The sequence below is a fragment of the Salegentibacter lacus genome, from assembly GCF_020164555.1.
GTDB classification, from domain to species: domain Bacteria; phylum Bacteroidota; class Bacteroidia; order Flavobacteriales; family Flavobacteriaceae; genus Salegentibacter; species Salegentibacter lacus.
Window position 1 is genome coordinate 1 of record NZ_JAIQZB010000029.1, and the last position, 16031, is coordinate 16031.

The window sequence follows — 16031 nt, forward strand, 5'->3', positions numbered from 1 at the left end:
TTCTGTTTTAGGATCAACCGATCTCAGAGCAAGGCTACAATATTCAATAACCTGATCACAAAAATGGTTCAGGGCAATGTCACCTATCAATCGCAAATTATAAGTAACTAACTACTGACCTCTATAAAACAAAATGAAGAAAGCATCCTTAACCGAGAACCTTGATTATAAGGAAAACTCACCAGCCGTAAAAGTACTATTTGAGACTGAAGCGAGTAAAGAAATTAGAATGGCCTTTAAAGCCGGGCAAGGCCTTAAAGAACATAAAACCTCTTTCCCTATTGTGGTAGAGGTATTCGAGGGTGCCATTGATTTTGGTGTTCAAGGAGAAATCCAGGCTTTAAAAAAAGGAGATTTGATAGCCCTGGAAGGAAATGTGCCGCACGACCTTAAAGCCAAAGAAAATAGTATTGTTCGGTTAAGCCTTACAAAAGCAGATACCGCAGAACGAGTAGAGAATGTTGCAAAAAACTCTATGTAGAAAACAAATTGCACTACCTTTTTCCATATAAAGCATGGTTTAATATTCTTAATTAGGGAAAAGGTTTTTTTGAAAAATAACTCCTATTTGTTTTAAGTAACTTTTTCAGCCAGATATCGCTGTACGGCATAGATATCTATACTTTTATTAAAACGTTTGCTAACGCTTGGCTCATTTTCACTGGAAATCCAGATTTTTAACTCTGCATCCAAATCAAAAGTCCCAGCGGTCTCTAATGAAAATCGAGAGATATGCCGATATGGAAGCGATAAATATTCCTGCTTTTTACCGGTAAGGCCTTGAATGTCTATTAAAATAAGTCGCTTATTGGTAAACATAAAAATATCACGCAATAAGGAAAACCCAAGTTCGATTTCTTCGGTTTCGGTCAATAATCTGCCGTATTTTTTATCTAAATCTTCTCTAGAAATACTGGCTGCATTACCCATTAATTTATTCAGTAAACTCATCCCTTTTTTCTTATAAATTTAAGTTCAACTTTTTATTCGATTGTAATTTGATATTTATTCAATAACCCGCTTACCTGATCAAGGCTGAATTTAGCCCCTTTTATTTTATTATTTTCAGGATCTATGCTGTAGTTTTGAGCACTGAGAAAATCAACTTTAATAAGGTTTGTATTTTGAAAAACTGCTCCGGAAAGATCGGAGTTTATAAATTTTGAATTAGATAAATCAGCTCCTGAAAAATCTACTTCCTGTAGTTTCGAGTTTTGAAAAATAGTTTTAGGTAATTTCATTCCATAAAACGACGAGTGATTCAAAATACAATCATTTAAGGAAATAGAAAAAGCGAAAGGTTCACAATTATTAAAATGTAAGCCTATCATTTTACAGGATTTAAAATTGCAATTTTGGAAAGAAGTATGGTCAAAATTAACATTACCCAGGTCACATTCATTAAACTCACAGTCAATAAATAGAACGCATTTTAAATTACCCGCAGAAAAATTACAATTTTTAAATTGGCAGGATTCATAGCTATTAGCGAAAGAATGATCTAAAAAGTTTATATTATTAAAATCCTGTTCTTCAATTTGATTCTCCATAAGATTAAAACTACATATTTAATTTTTTAGAAGCTTAAACTCCTATCTAAAATTTAATTAATTTTCTAAATGTGACCCATGTCATATTTTTCCAGTTTTCAACTTCTTTTCTTTACAAATTGGAAAATTAACTCCTCATTTTAAACAGCCCCGGTAACAGCGTAAGTTTGCCCGGTGCCGGTAATAATTATTAGAATATGACCAAAACGAACCAAATGCACAGTTTTCATATCCCGGTAATGGGAACAGCTTTTACCATTGACAGCCCGCTGCGGGTTGCTAAATATGGAATATCTTCTGTAATCTCGATTATTGACGACGAACTTATTGAAAAAATGAATGCCTTCTACAGTAAGAAATTTGATTTGCCGTATAAGGAAATTCCGAAGAAAAATCCCGATTCCCGGGCAGAACGGATAACTTCCTATTTAGACCTGGTAAACAATATCGTCCAGGATAAGTTTGAGAGTTTTAAAAAGGAATTGACAGAAAGCAAAACAGCTTTAGAAAATTACCTTTCCATATTGCCTAATCATTCTGAAATCAAGCAAGGTTTTCAAAATTTGCTGGATAACGGCGCCGATGCGAAAGAAAAATTGAGCACATATATTGAAAACCATCTTAGCCCCGGCAGTATAGATGTAAATATTATGGCGAAAATTGATAAGGATAATTTCGCTAAAAACGAGCAGTTGCCGGTAGAATTCAATGATGCCCATGCTGCGCTTCGCGGATTTGCCAATTCGAAACTTTCCTCTTCAATTGTGCTCTCGGCAGGGTTAAATCCAAGGCTATATAGCTATTTTGAAAATTTCAGAGATTTCTTTCCTGATGCCAATGGCAATCTTAAAAAGAAAATAATTCTGAAAGTAAGCGATTTCAGATCGGCTTCAATCCAGGGAAATTACCTGGCAAAGAAAGGTTTGTGGGTTTCAGAATATCGAATTGAATCCGGGCTAAACTGTGGCGGCCATGCTTTTGCAACCGATGGTCATCTACTGGGACCAATTCTGGAAGAATTTAATCAGAAAAAAGAGCAACTTATTCAATCGGCTCACGAATTAATGAGCAAAGCTTTAGCCCAGAAAGAAGTCCCGGTTCCTGAAAAACCTCTTGATCTCAAAATCACGGTACAAGGCGGTGTGGGGACTTCTGAAGAGCATGACTTTTTACTAGATCACTATAACGTATCTTCTGTAGGTTGGGGAACGCCGTTTTTACTTGTTCCTGAAGCTACTTCGGTGGATATTGAAACGCGTAGATTATTGGTAAAAGCGAAAGAAAAAGATCTTTATTTAAGTCATATTTCTCCTTTAGGTATCCCTTTTAATACCGTGAGAGGGACAACCAATGAACAACTAAAAGAAAAACGAATTTCTGAAAACAAAAGCGGGAGTTCTTGTCCTAAAAAATTCCTGGCGCTAAGTAAGGATTACGATGAGAAAGGAATTTGTTCTGCCTCTAAAAAATTTCAGGATATAAAACTTAAAGAACTGGAAGAAAAGAAAGATAATTTCTCCCAGGAGGTATTAGATAAAAAGAAGAACAAAATTACCGAAAAAGCCTGTTTATGCGTTGGCCTGGGAAATGCATCTTTTCTTGAAAACGACATTAGAATAAAGGGCCAGGCACAGGGCGTTGCTATTTGTCCGGGACCAAATATGGCGTATTTTTCAAAAGTTGTTTCGCTTTCAAAAATGGTGCAACATATCTATGGAAAAATTTCTGTGATGGAAATGCCCAACCGTCCCAATATGTTTGTCAAGGAATTAAAGATATACCTGGATTATTTCAAAAATGAAATTGATGAATTTATGGATGAACCTTCTGTTAAACAGAAGAAAAAATTAGAGAAATTCAAGCTTAATCTTTTAGACGGAATCTCCTATTACCAGGGTTTATTCACCAATAAAACCAATATTTTCCAAACCGGCAGAAATCAGCTGCTCGGGGAATTGGAAGAACTAAAAGCATCATTAACCGGAATAACTATTGAACCGAAAATTTCTAATTAGACTTTTTCAATCATTTTGAATATTAAAAGTTGAATCTGTGTATAAAGAGACCATCTGAAAAGATTAAGATTTGTCAAAACAATCCCGAAGCTTCGGGATTGTTTTGAGTTCAATATACTTTTAATCACGTCTTAGATTCTGAAATAAATTCAGAATGACGATTTAAAAGTCTTTTCAGCCAACTTCTTGTATCAAATTTTTATTTAAAAAAACAATTTTATCCCTCCATTTACTACAAAACCATCCACCGGGGCATAAATATCCCTGAATTGAGGGTCGGATATTGAACCGGTATAGATTGAATCAAAACGGGTTTGACGGGTATCGGTAAAGTTTTCGAAATTCAGAAAAATCGAGAAATCTTCCCATAATTTTTCCATCATTAAACCAAAAATCCAGTATTCCTGTCCGGTAGAACCATCACTTAATTGTTGGGGACTAAAATAATAGCCTTCTAAACCAATTTTAAGCTTTTCGTGAAGTTCATACATTAGCACGTTATTTAAGCGATGCCTGGAAACCAGCGGCATTTCAAAAGTATTTCCGTCTTCTGTTCTATCTACATCGGCATAAGTATAGCCGGTAAATAATTTGAAATCTTTATAGCCAAATTTTAAATTAGCCTCTATCCCCCTACTTTCAATAAATCCATTAGGTTGCAGATATTCAAAAACGCCTTCTGAAGTATTTTCGAGAATAATTGGCTTTTCAATTTTGGTGTAAAAGAAAAGCGTGTTACTCGTAAATTCTATGGTTTCAAAGAGTTCGGTTCGGTAATTAATATCAAAATTTCCCCCAATGGAATTTTCGGCTTCGGTGTTGCTTACATCAATAGGCTTTACATTTCTAAATTGAAGTCTCTCGGCATCCTCGGTAAAAACTGAAGGAGTTTTATAGCCCATTCCGCCGCCAATTCTGGTGGTGATAGCATCAGAAACAGTAAACATCGCTGAAATTCTCGGCAACACAAACCATCCATATTCATTTTGATAATCGGTTCTAAGTCCACTTTCCAGTTGAAACCAATCGTTGGCCCGCCAGTTATTCTGAACAAAAGCACCATAAGTAAGATGCTCGTAATCTACTACAGGAGCATCGGTTAAAACATCCTGTTCAAAACGATCTACCCACAAGTTGAGGCCTCCAATCCATTCCATTTTATCGGTACCTAAAACCACAGAAGCTTCATTATAAGAGGCGAATTGATTACCGGCAAAGACATAATCACCGGTTTGAATTTCCCGGTCAAAAAAGCTGAAACTGTTTTTTAGGTTAAAGCGATTATCATCATTCCAGAAATGTTCAAAACCAGACTGTAAAGTGGTCCTTGCCGTATTGTTTCTCTCAAAAAAAGGGTCTTCCACGTCTTCGCCTTCCAGGTAAGCCATATTCCCACCGGTACGTTCTTCAACCGTGGTATTCACACCAATATCCAATTTGGTGTTTTCGGTAAATTCATAAAAAACCCTCGGGTTTATGGTATACCGATTAAATTCAGGAATTGCTGTTAAGCCAATATCTGCAGGGTCGTAAGGCGAGCCAAGGTTATAAGAAGCGAAAACGGTGGTTCCCAGTTTTCCGTAGGTATCAGAATAAAATCCGCTAAGATCCAGTCCTAATGCTGAAGTGGCGTTCAGCATAAAATTAAGTTCTCTTTCCTCTCCCGGAGTTTTGGAAATAAGATTTACCAAACCGGCAATAGCTCCACCGCCGTAAAGAGTAGATGAAGAACCCTTAATTACCTCAACCTGTTGCAGGTCTAAAGGCACAATTTGCAGTAAACTGAGTCCGCCGGAAAATCCTGAATAAAGCGGATAACCGTCCTTGAGCAGTTGGGTATATTTCCCATCCAGCCCCTGGATTCTAATGCTCGAATTACCGGAAATAGCCGAAGTTTGCTGGGTTTGAATTCCCGTGGTTTCATTAAGCAACATCCTAATGTCACCGGGTTTCATATTTCCTTTTTCGGTAAGTTCCTCGCCTGAGATCACTTCTACACGAGTTGGTAAATCGGCAATGCTACGCCGGGAACGGGTAGATTGAATAATAACTTCTTCCATTTCTTCCCCGCCGGGTTCAAGAAAAATCTCCAGCGTATCTTGTGTTGTCCTGGGAAAATCTAAGGTGATTTCTTCTGAAGCAAAGCCCACAAAACTAAAAACAATTTTTTGGGTACCGTTCGGGATTTCTTTTAAAGTTATTTCCCCATCTATATTTGCGGTAGCACCGATATCGGTTCCAGAAACTATCGCATTAGCGCCAAGCAAAGGCGTATTATCTTCAGCATTTTTAATTACCGCCTCAAGGGAATTTTGTCCCACGACGTTAAAAGCGATCAGGAAGATCGCAAGTTTAAATAAGAGTTTAATCATTTTAAAAATTTAGGTTATTATTAATTCTGTTTTCAAGAAATAATAACCTGTTGTGGCGGCTGCCAAAACCTATCGGCATATTCTGCTTCTACACTTTTAAAAGCAAGTCCGAATAAATTTGAAATTGGAATTGGTTGAGGGTTTAGGACTGTTACAACCTCATCGGTATTAGGAATAAAGCCAATGCAGCTTCCGCAGCTAATAAAAGGGGAACATAAACCACAATCATCATACTTCTGATCTTCATCATTTTCCGTAATTTTTACTTCGGTATCTGAATCACAATCATCTATAATGCAGCAAGGGTATGCAGAAATAAGCAAACAAAAAATACCTAAAAAAACCGCCAGGACTTTCATATCTCAAAAGTAATAAATTCCTGAAAAGGAAGGTAAACTTTAGTTATTGAAATATTAATGACTTCATTACGACTTCCTGACTTCCTTTAAAAGTTTTTTAATATCCCGGTTATTTCCGTATAACACCATGATATCCCCATAATGCAATTTAGTTTTTGCGTTGGCCACCCCCTGAACATTAGACATAGTCTTAGCTGAACCGATCTCGTTTTTTCCATCAGTATATTTAATCGTGGTGAGCACTATAATATTATACTTCTTTTTTAAACCAATTTCATCCAGAGTTTTTCCATCATATTCCTTAGGGATTTCACTCTCTACAATACTATATTCCCCGGTGACTTCAAACGAATCTACCACTCCTTCCAGGTTTAATTTTTTTGACCATCGCTCTGCGGTTTCCTCTTCAGGATGAATTATCTCCTCTACTCCCATAGCCTCCAAGACCATTTGCTGCAAAGGCGAAACCGCCCGACTAATTAATCGCCTTACGTGTAACTGTTTCATTAAAGCGGTAGCCATAATATTTGCTCCTTTATCTTCTCCAATTCCAATTATTACCACATCAGTATCTTCGAGAGGTAAATTGCTTACTGCATTAAAATCGGTAGCATCAAGGCTTATAGCGTGGGTGATTTTTTCTTTAATAACTTCAACTTTATCCAGGTTACTATCCACTCCAATAACTTCGTTTCCCATAGAAGTTAATTTTTCTGCCAGGGAAGCTCCAAAATTGCCTAATCCTATGATAATATATTTCATTTTAAATGCTTTAGTTGATTAAAATTTCTTCTGACGGATAACGATAATTAAGATGCTTAATATTTCGTAAAATGGCTATAAGCAAGGTTAGCATACTTACCCTACCAATAAACATAGTAGCGATGATTATTAGTTTAGAAGTAGAACTTAAACCGGCCGTTATCCCCATACTTAAGCCTACCGTACTGTAGGCCGAAAAAGCTTCAAAAGTAATCGCTATAATATTCTTATCCTGCTCGAGAAATGCTATTAGAAAAATTGCTAAACCAATTACTATAAGAGATAAGCTAATAATGGCAAAAGCTCTTCTTATCGAGATATTAGATACTTCCCGTCTATAAATTTCGATCCTGTCTTTTCCTTTAGCCAAACTAAAAAAATTAAGTGTTGCCAGTGCGAATGTGCTTGTCTTGATTCCACCACCAGTTGAAGCAGGTGAGGCACCTATCCACATTAAAAGAAATACGAGCATTAATGTAGAAAAATGTAACGCTGATGTATCAACAGAGTTGAAACCCGCAGTTCTTGGAGTTGCAGCTCCAAAAAAAGCTGTAACGATTTTGCCAAATTCGCTATGCTCGCTTAGCGTATTATTATATTCAAAGATGTAAAATAAGACTGTACCGGTTAATAATAAAATTAGGGTTGTGGTTAATACAATTCGTGAATTAAGATTTAAAACCCAGGGCAGATAATTCGCGCGATGGGGATCTTTTATTTTCTGTAATTTCCTAAACACATAGTACCGAATGTATTTATAAAGGTTCAGCAAGATTGGAAAACCAATACCTCCCAGAATAAATAAAGCAGCTATGATTAGATGTAAAGGATAATTAAACCGAAAACCTGGCTCGTAGAGGCTGTTTTCCAGCGTAGAAAATCCGGCATTGCAGAATCCCGAAATACTATGAAAAATGGAGAAAAATATACGATCTGATACAGAACTGATTAATGCGCTATCTATATTGAAATAAATAAACAGAGCTCCTGCAGCTTCTATTGAAAAGGTTAAAAGCAATATTTTCTTCAGCACCATAAATACCTCTCCTATTTTTTCAGAATTGCTGATATCCTTTAGCATAAGCTGGTTGGCATAAGAGGTATTGCCTCTAAAGAAATAGCTGAAATAACTGGCAAATGTCATAATCCCAAGTCCGCCCAATTGAATTAAAACCATAATCACACTTTGCCCAAAAGTGGTAAAATACGTACCGGTATCTACAACGATTAAACCTGTAACACAAACTGCACTGGTAGCGGTAAAGAGTGCATCTATAAGGCCAATCCCGGAATGGGTTGCTTTAGGAAGAAGTAGGAAAAAAGTGCCTAAAAAAATTATGAACAGGAAACTGGCAACAAATAACTGGGCAGGATTTAAATAATCTTTCTTGAAATTTACTTTAAAAGAAGAAACTTCACGTATAAAAAAGAAGAAAAGCCCAAGATAGACCCACCCCATTTGGTTGAAAAACTTTAAAAACTGAAAACTGGCAACAATAAAATCTATTCTTAACAGAAAAAGAATTCCAAATGAAACAGTGAGTATCCAATCGAATAACCGCACTTTTTTCGGGGTTTTCTGTCGTGGCAATAAACTTCTAACCAGCACAATTAAGAAGCCTAAACTTATAATCCCGTAATAGAGGTTCTTTAAAAAATTTCTTTCGCTCTCAATATGAGTAAAACCTAAATCAAAAATGAGAAGACATACGCCGAAGATGCTTAAAATTGCAGCAATTTTACTTAATCTTCTCTCGCGATAAATTTCTGATGTAATATTCTTGAAAAACGACAACATTCCTCCCCTTATTATAAATTACCCTGGCGGCTGCAGTAATCAAAAACTGCTACTACAATCACTATTAAAATTGCTATTATTATAGCCGCCCACTTTAGATGGGAATTAGATTGTCCTTTCTCGTTTGGCGATCTTTTTGGAGGTTTAGCCACTTTACTTTGATTAGATTATAATGCAAAGTTAGGTTTAAGGCTATAAGCAGAATATAAAATTTAAACCGGGACTATAAAGATTTTATAAAGATTACACAAAACGGTAACCAACCCCACTTTCTGTGATTATATGAACAGGGCTATTGGGATTTTCTTCCAGTTTCTTTCTAAGTTGCGCGATAAAAACCCGCAGGTATTGAGTTTCATTTTGAGAACCAAATCCCCAAATTTCCTTGAGTAAAAATTGATGTGTTAATACCCTACCCTGGTTCTTCGCTAGAAGGGCTACTAAATTATACTCGGTAGCAGTTAATTTTACAGGAGTATCATTTCTTTTAACCATCCTTGAGCTTAAATCGATCTCTAAATCTCCTGTTGCAATAATTGGTTGTAAATCTGTGTTTTGAGTGATTCGTAATGAAGCTCTTATCCTGGCCAAAAGCTCGCCGGTTCTAAAAGGTTTGGTGAGATAATCTGTGGCGCCATTATCCAATGCTTTAATAATATCGGCTTCGCTATCCTGAACAGAAAGAATTATTATAGATTTATCATACCACTCTCTCAAGTCTTTTAATACCAAATGTCCGCTCTTATCAGGCAGTCCTAAATCCAGAATAACAAGATCGGGCGTATGGTTTGCTACAAGATGAACCCCTTCTGTTCCAGTTTCAGCCAGGACTACTTTATAATCATTACTTTCCAGCGTGATTTTAAGCAGTTTTCTAATTTGCGGCTCATCGTCTATAACAAGTATTTCTGCATTATTCATTTTGGTAATTTTTAGGATCGGTCATTTTTGCTTGGATTGTTACCGTAAATTGGGCTCCACCATTGCTTCCGTTCCGAACTTTAATTTTTCCATTATGGGCTTCTGCAAAGCCTTGCGCGATAGAAAGACCAAGCCCCGTTCCTCCCGTGGCTGAATTTGGTAACCGATAAAACTTTTCAAAAACCCGTTCCATATTCTCTTCAGGAAAACCTTTCCCATTATCAGAAATTTCAAAAATACAGGCCTCACTGGTATTAAAAAACTTAATTTCAATTTTAGAACCTTTGGGCGTATATTGAATAGCATTATGAACAATATTATGTAAAATTTGCTCTACTAAGGTAGCATCAAACAAGAAAAGAGGTAGACTATCTTGAGGCTGATAAATAATTTGATGCTGATTACAATCTATTTTATTATTATCAATAACATTGTAAACAATCTCATTAACATCATACCAATTAAGCTGTAAATGAATTGAATCACTTTCTAAGCGACTCATATTTAAAAGGTTTTTAACCTGCCTGTTAAGTCTGTTTCCTGCAATTTCAATTTCATTATAAAGCTCACTTTTATTATCTACAGAAAGTTTCTCTGCACTTTCTTTTAACGTATCTACCGATCCAATAATAGCCGCAATTGGTGTTTTTAGTTCGTGCGAGAGCGAATTAAATAGCGTATTATATAATTGTATGGTTTTTTCCCTTTCCTTCCTCTTTCTGGATGTAGCTTCAGCCTTTCTAATTTTAGTTGTAAAAACTGCATTCATTACTGCAATTACAAAATACATCAGGAATAAAAGTGCATCTTCCGGAGTGCTAATCTTAAAGGTTAATCGCGGTTGGATAAATAAAAAATTCCAGATTAAGGCGCTTAGAACAGCAGCAATAACCACCGGGAGTATCTTAAAAAACATTGCTAATATAGAAACTACAAGAAGCAAAAGTAGAGCTACCACGTGGTAACCAATAATATCAATAAAGAGATAGCAGATAAATGAAATAAAAAGAATAGAGCCTATTCCAATAAAATATTGAAGGCCCTTGCTTTCATTGATGTTTTTATAAGATTCCAATTAGCAATTATTTCTTTATTCAAATATACACGTAGAAAATTACTAAGACTGTTTGAAATACAATTTTTGAAAACCAGAGACAGATTTAATTTATCAGTTTAAAATCTTACCTACTTTTAACCCCTGATAATCAGATCCTTTCATTACTTTAATTAAAATAAGTTTTAATGATATCCATCATATTTTATTTGGAGATTCAGAAATAAATTAGACAATATTTTTAAGCACAAATTTTCTAATAAGCTTTACTCACCTTCTAAATTAAACTGATATGAGAGTCATGACCTTAAATGAAAGCACCCAGCTACTTGCCGATAATTATATAGGCAGGCTCGGTTATATCTCGAGGAGAAGAGCAGAAATAATTCCTATCAGCTATTATTATCATCCTGAACAAAATAGCATTTTAACCTATTCGGGGCAGGGAAGCAAAATTGAAGCAATGCGAAAAAATCCTTTGGTCACTTTTCAGGTAGATGAAATTTCTACATTAGAGAAATGGAAGTCGGTTTTATTGTACGGCAAATTCGAAGAATTAGAAGGCCCAGACGCTAAAAATATACTGCGTTTATTTTCTGAAGGAGTGAAAAAAATAATAAAAAATAAAGGAAAAACCTGCCCGGACTTCATTGAGAATATCTCTAGTAAAAGCAACTCAGATTCTCCAATTGTTTACCGAATTAATATTGATGATATTAACGGACGTCAAAGAGATTAAGAACAATTTTTAGTTTTAATATCACTAGTCACATAGTTGATATATTCATTGATTCCAGCTTTCCCTTTTAAGCTCGGTAAACTGAGGCATATTTTCGTGATAATTCCAACTTATTCCTTTCAAAACACCAGTCTTATTCGGCAGGAAATTCCCCTAATCATAAAGATCAAAATTGTGAATATCTATTAGTCATATTTTCTAGCCGGCGTTTTTTAAATCCTATTTTTGAAATCCTAAAAAAATATAGATTATGAGCGTAACTTGGTTTGAATGTAAAGTGAAATACAAAAAAACTCACGAAACCGGAGAACAGAAAATGACTACAGATACTTATCTCCTGGATGCTGTTTCTTATACCGAAGCAGAAGCCAGAATTAGCGAAGAGATGACTGCCTATACAAGCGAGGATTTTAGAATTATGAATATAAAAGTCGCTAATTTTTCTGAAGTGCATCCTTTCGAGAATTCCGATAGATGGTTTAAATCTAAAGTTTCTCTTGTGGCTTTAGATGAAGAAAGTGGAAAAGAAAAGAAGACCAATATTTATCTGCTAGTTCAGGCGAACGATGTAAAAGAAGCCTTTGAGAATACTACCAAAGCTATGGAAGAGACGATGGGAGATTACTCTATCCCGTCTATTACAGAATCTCCTATCCTGGATGTATTTCCATATTTTACTGGTGAAGAAAAACAATTGGAAAAATTCAATGTTATTGATGCAGATGAATCTGCAGAAACAGAAGTTACAGAAGAAACGGAAGTAGTTTAAGATTTAAAGAATTTCTTCCAAAAAAATACAAAAGCACCTTATATTTTTAGAGGTGCTTTTTTATAAACTTCATTTTAAAAAAGCATAAAAAATTTATGATTTTCTTCTTTTGAGAGGGTTTAATTTTTAAAAGTCTTCCAAACTTTAATGGAAAGCTTTATGATACCCAATACGATAAAACCAACTACAAGTCCGGTTAGGAACTCTACGATTATCCCCGGGATGTTCTCGAACAAGCCGTGGAAAAAATCAAGGTTGTGTACAAAAATTCCGCCTGACACTAAAAGCAAAGCTATAGTTCCTATTATCGATAAACTTTTAATGACTTTAGGCAAAGCACTTACCAAAAACTGACCAATTTTATCTGAAAAACTGTTTTCTTCTTCGTTTAAATTTATAAGCCTGGCTCCAAATTCATCCATCCTAACAATTAGCGCAACAATACCGTAAACTCCTACAGTTGCTATTATGGCGATAAGAGTAACCACCAGAATTTGATTAAGCAAAGGCTCCTGCCCTACCGTTCCTAAAGCTATAATTACAATTTCTACCGAAAGTATAAAGTCGGTTAAAATTGCTGATTTTATCTTTTCTTTTTCTCTGCTTAATACTTCCTCTTCTGAAAGCTTTTCGAGTTTAGGCTTTTCTTTTTTATGCAAATGCGGAAATAAGTATTCGTGTACTTTTTCGGCACCTTCATAGGCCAAATATAACCCACCAATAATTAAAATTACAGTAATAGCAGATGGCAGGAATGCACTCAGTAAAAATGCCAGCGGCAAAATAATAAGCTTGTTTAGAAATGAACCCTTAGTAATTGCCCAAAGCACAGGTAATTCCCTAGCAGACATAAATCCTGATGCTTTCTCTGCATTAACGGCAAGATCGTCACCCAGAAGCCCGGCTGTCTTCTTCCCTGCGACTTTTCCCATTACCGCAACATCGTCCATTAAAGCTGCAATATCATCCAAAAGCGCAAAAATTCCTGAAGCCATAGTTGTTTACTTTAAAGGGCAAGATAAGTGTATTTAGGAAATTGAAATCTAAATATTATTGTAATACTTCCTTTCAAGTTAGACACTAAATATTGACAACTCTATAATAACTGTTCTTTTAATCCCTAAAGAAGAGCAATTGGAATGTTTGATATGATTCTCGCTATTTAAAAATATTCTAAATTAAATTTGTGCTTTATAAGAGAAGATTTTACTTTCGTTATAATATTTATTTAGACCTATTCTATATAGTCGCCAAATTAAAAAACTATTGTCCGGTCCAGGCCGGGTTTTAAAATGCTGGTAATGAAAAAAAATAAACCGGGGAAAAAATTCAGAAAATACATTAGAATCCTGCATTTATATCTTGGATTGGCAACAGGTTTAGTTGTTTTTATAGTTTCTATAACCGGATGTTTATGGGTGTTTCAGGAAGAAATTAACTCCTTAACTTCTAAAGTTCCCGAGGTTGTACCCCAAACCAATCCTGAGATCGATCCATTAGAAGCCAAAGAGATTGCGCAAAGCGTCTTCCCAGGCAAATATATTCACGGTACTTTATACGGCGGTGGAAAAAAACCTATAGAAGTTATTTTTTATGAAGAAAAACCGGAATTTTACCAATCGGTATTTCTTCATCCCTGGACCGGGGAAATTCTTCATAAAGAAAATCATTTATCCGGATTTTTTCATTTTGTTTTAGATGGCCACATGCATTTGTGGTTGCCGGAAGAAATAGGAAGCGAAATCGTAGCCTGGAGTACTTTTATTTTCTTTCTCATGCTGGTTTCGGGTATTATTCTATGGTGGCCTAAAAACAAAAAAGTTAGAAAACAACGTACCTGGTTTCAATGGAAATCGAGCACCAAATGGAAACGAAAAAATTATGACTTGCACCAGATTATAGGTTTCTATGCCAGTTTTATTGCGGTAATTTTCATCTTCACGGGACTTGTAATGACTTTTGAAACTTTTGCAAAAGTATTTTACAAAGGCATTGGAGGTGAAAAAGAAGTAGTATTCGCGGTTCCTGAAAATACAAGCGGAAGCTTCCAAAGTTCCCGGGAAGAAAATGAGCCTATAAGGCAATTAATGCCTATTCTGAAAGAAAAATTTCCTGATGCGAAAGACTATGAAATTCATTATCCCCACGATGAAAATCATAGCATTTATGTAGAAGTTAGCAATAGCGATGGTATTTATTACGATTCAGATTATAGATTTTACGACCAAAATGACCTTTCAGAAATTCCCTCTAAAACTATTTACGCAGTTTACGAAGAAGCTGGGGTAGCAGAGAAAATATTAAGAATGAACTACGATATTCACGTTGGTGCAATCGCCGGTTTGCCGGGTAAAACGCTTGCTTTTCTAATCAGTTTATTATGTAGCTCACTTCCTGTTACCGGCTTCCTCTTATGGTACGGAAAAAGAATAAAAGCTAAAGCACCTGAACGCCGGGAAAAGCGGGTATTGGCTACTTCAAATTAGCAATAGATATCTATTCTATGCTGGATCTGTTTTTCGGAATCTCAACTTTTAGCAAAAACATCCTCCCAGGTAAAGTTTTCACTTCTAAATAAACCTTCCATTATATTTCTGCGTTTTCGTAGTTCTTTTGAAGCTTCTTTTTCATCTAAAGCGGGAAAATCGTAAGAATCTACCGTGGTTTTTTTTAAAGACAGGTTGGAGGCGAAATTCTTTTCCATATCATCTAAAAAACCGGACATAGAAGAACGCAATAATTTTAACTCCTCTTTGTATTTTTCCCCTTTTTCTGAATAAAGTAAAATGCTAACTGCTTCATCTAACCTCGCAATGTTTAGACTTAAACTATCCTTTTTCTCGCTTTGTCTATAAAAATGAACCACAGGATATGCGTGATGATTTACCGAATGTTTATCTACTAATTGTTGTAGCTCTGAAATTTGTTGATAGCTGAACGAAGATTCAAAACTTAAAATGTTATTTACAATGTCCTGTGGAGTTTTTCCCATATGGTGAATACTTTTAGACAAAGTTCTCTTATTTACTAGCGCAGATGAAACGGAAAGAAAGTATGTCATTGAGCTTGTAAAAAAAATAAATCCAAAGAAAGAAAAGGCACCGGTTACCATTTCAAATATTGCAGTAGTTGGTGTAAAATTTCCCATCCCAAGGGTGGAGAGCGTATAACTTGTAAAATAAAGTCGTTCCCAATGATTTGCTACTCTGCCACTACTATTGGTGATGGCTTCGGGATTAGAAGTGTAAACCAGGAATAATCCGCCCCAAATTAAGATAAGCCAGAAAAACAGAATCATGAGATTCACGAATAATCCATTATAACTGTATGCTTTTCTTCCAAAGATCTTCACACAAAACTGAATGATCTTATCAGATAAAATAGAAATATTCCTGGAGACGAATCCCGTACCACTTCCCGAAAGAGTGGTAAAAAAAAAGTCATGAATTGCGATGAGCAATAAGATAATTCCAATAAATAAAAATATTCCAGACATCTATAAATTCTTTTCAGACTTCTAAAGGTAAAAACATTTTAATTAACCTGATTTTACGCTCTTATTATTCTAAAACTTAAGTGGTACGTCGAAAATCTGGCAATCCAACCAACTTCGCCTCCTAATTCCATGTCCCAGACCTATTTTATGAAAACTTTAAAATTAAGCTATTTAATATGTCATAACTTACATGATA

The 16031-nt window shown here is 35.4% G+C and carries 15 protein-coding genes and 1 pseudogene; 6 read left to right on the forward strand and 10 right to left on the reverse strand.

Annotated elements, in window-relative coordinates; all coding sequences use genetic code 11:
• Nucleotides 1-111, forward strand: a pseudogene (locus LB465_RS16885) (IS1595 family transposase); the annotation flags it as partial.
• A 22-nt stretch (nt 112-133) separates the two neighbouring features.
• Nucleotides 134-481, forward strand: coding sequence for a cupin domain-containing protein (locus tag LB465_RS16890; RefSeq protein WP_224471100.1), 348 nt, complete (start codon nt 134-136; stop codon nt 479-481).
• Nucleotides 482-573: 92 nt separating this feature from the next.
• On the opposite strand, the gene LB465_RS16895 is transcribed toward LB465_RS16890, so the two are convergent.
• The gene (locus LB465_RS16895) at nt 574-951 is read right to left on the reverse strand and encodes a PH domain-containing protein (RefSeq protein WP_224471101.1); all 378 of its coding nucleotides are present in this window, start codon (nt 949-951) and stop codon (nt 574-576) included.
• Nucleotides 952-983: 32 nt separating this feature from the next.
• A complete protein-coding gene (locus LB465_RS16900; RefSeq protein ID WP_224471102.1) occupies nt 984-1550 on the reverse strand; it encodes a pentapeptide repeat-containing protein in 567 nt (188 codons plus the stop codon).
• A 197-nt stretch (nt 1551-1747) separates the two neighbouring features.
• Here LB465_RS16900 and LB465_RS16905 point away from each other — a divergent pair, with 197 nt between their 5' ends.
• Nucleotides 1748-3565, forward strand: a complete 1818-nt coding sequence (locus LB465_RS16905) for a hypothetical protein (RefSeq protein ID WP_224471103.1) — start codon at nt 1748-1750, stop codon at nt 3563-3565.
• A gap of 203 nt (nt 3566-3768) precedes the next feature.
• On the opposite strand, the gene LB465_RS16910 is transcribed toward LB465_RS16905, so the two are convergent.
• The 6 genes from LB465_RS16910 to LB465_RS16935 form a co-directional block, all read right to left on the reverse strand.
• On the reverse strand, nt 3769-5937 hold the full coding sequence (locus tag LB465_RS16910) for a TonB-dependent receptor (RefSeq protein WP_224471104.1): 2169 nt from the start codon (nt 5935-5937) through the stop codon (nt 3769-3771).
• Between the two features lie 32 nt (nt 5938-5969).
• Nucleotides 5970-6296: a DUF6660 family protein gene (locus tag LB465_RS16915; protein ID WP_224471105.1), complete on the reverse strand. Its 327-nt coding sequence runs from the start codon at nt 6294-6296 to the stop codon at nt 5970-5972.
• 66 nt (nt 6297-6362) lie between these two features.
• Complete coding sequence (locus LB465_RS16920) at nt 6363-7058, reverse strand: potassium channel family protein (protein WP_224471106.1); 696 nt, start codon at nt 7056-7058, stop codon at nt 6363-6365.
• A gap of 10 nt (nt 7059-7068) precedes the next feature.
• Nucleotides 7069-8856, reverse strand: a complete 1788-nt coding sequence (locus tag LB465_RS16925) for a TrkH family potassium uptake protein (RefSeq protein WP_224471107.1) — start codon at nt 8854-8856, stop codon at nt 7069-7071.
• A 243-nt stretch (nt 8857-9099) separates the two neighbouring features.
• Nucleotides 9100-9777 carry a response regulator gene (locus tag LB465_RS16930; RefSeq protein ID WP_224471108.1) on the reverse strand — a complete coding sequence of 226 codons (678 nt, stop codon included), beginning with the start codon at nt 9775-9777 and terminating at the stop codon, nt 9100-9102.
• On the reverse strand, nt 9770-10852 hold the full coding sequence (locus LB465_RS16935; RefSeq protein ID WP_224471109.1) for a sensor histidine kinase: 1083 nt from the start codon (nt 10850-10852) through the stop codon (nt 9770-9772). The genes LB465_RS16930 and LB465_RS16935 overlap by 8 nt, the downstream gene beginning before the upstream one ends.
• A gap of 271 nt (nt 10853-11123) precedes the next feature.
• On the opposite strand from LB465_RS16935, the gene LB465_RS16940 reads away from it, so the two are divergent.
• Nucleotides 11124-11570, forward strand: a complete 447-nt coding sequence (locus LB465_RS16940) for a pyridoxamine 5'-phosphate oxidase family protein (protein WP_224471110.1) — start codon at nt 11124-11126, stop codon at nt 11568-11570.
• 250 nt (nt 11571-11820) lie between these two features.
• On the forward strand, nt 11821-12339 hold the full coding sequence (locus LB465_RS16945) for a DUF4494 domain-containing protein (protein ID WP_224471111.1): 519 nt from the start codon (nt 11821-11823) through the stop codon (nt 12337-12339).
• A gap of 119 nt (nt 12340-12458) precedes the next feature.
• Here LB465_RS16945 and LB465_RS16950 read toward each other — a convergent pair whose 3' ends face one another.
• Complete coding sequence (locus LB465_RS16950) at nt 12459-13334, reverse strand: DUF808 domain-containing protein (RefSeq protein WP_224471112.1); 876 nt, start codon at nt 13332-13334, stop codon at nt 12459-12461.
• A 306-nt stretch (nt 13335-13640) separates the two neighbouring features.
• Here LB465_RS16950 and LB465_RS16955 point away from each other — a divergent pair, with 306 nt between their 5' ends.
• Nucleotides 13641-14825 (forward strand): PepSY-associated TM helix domain-containing protein, encoded by a 1185-nt coding sequence (locus tag LB465_RS16955; protein WP_224471113.1) that lies wholly within the window; start codon nt 13641-13643, stop codon nt 14823-14825.
• A 41-nt stretch (nt 14826-14866) separates the two neighbouring features.
• On the opposite strand, the gene LB465_RS16960 is transcribed toward LB465_RS16955, so the two are convergent.
• Nucleotides 14867-15835, reverse strand: coding sequence for an ion channel (locus LB465_RS16960; protein ID WP_224471114.1), 969 nt, complete (start codon nt 15833-15835; stop codon nt 14867-14869).
• Nucleotides 15836-16031 lie beyond the last annotated feature (196 nt).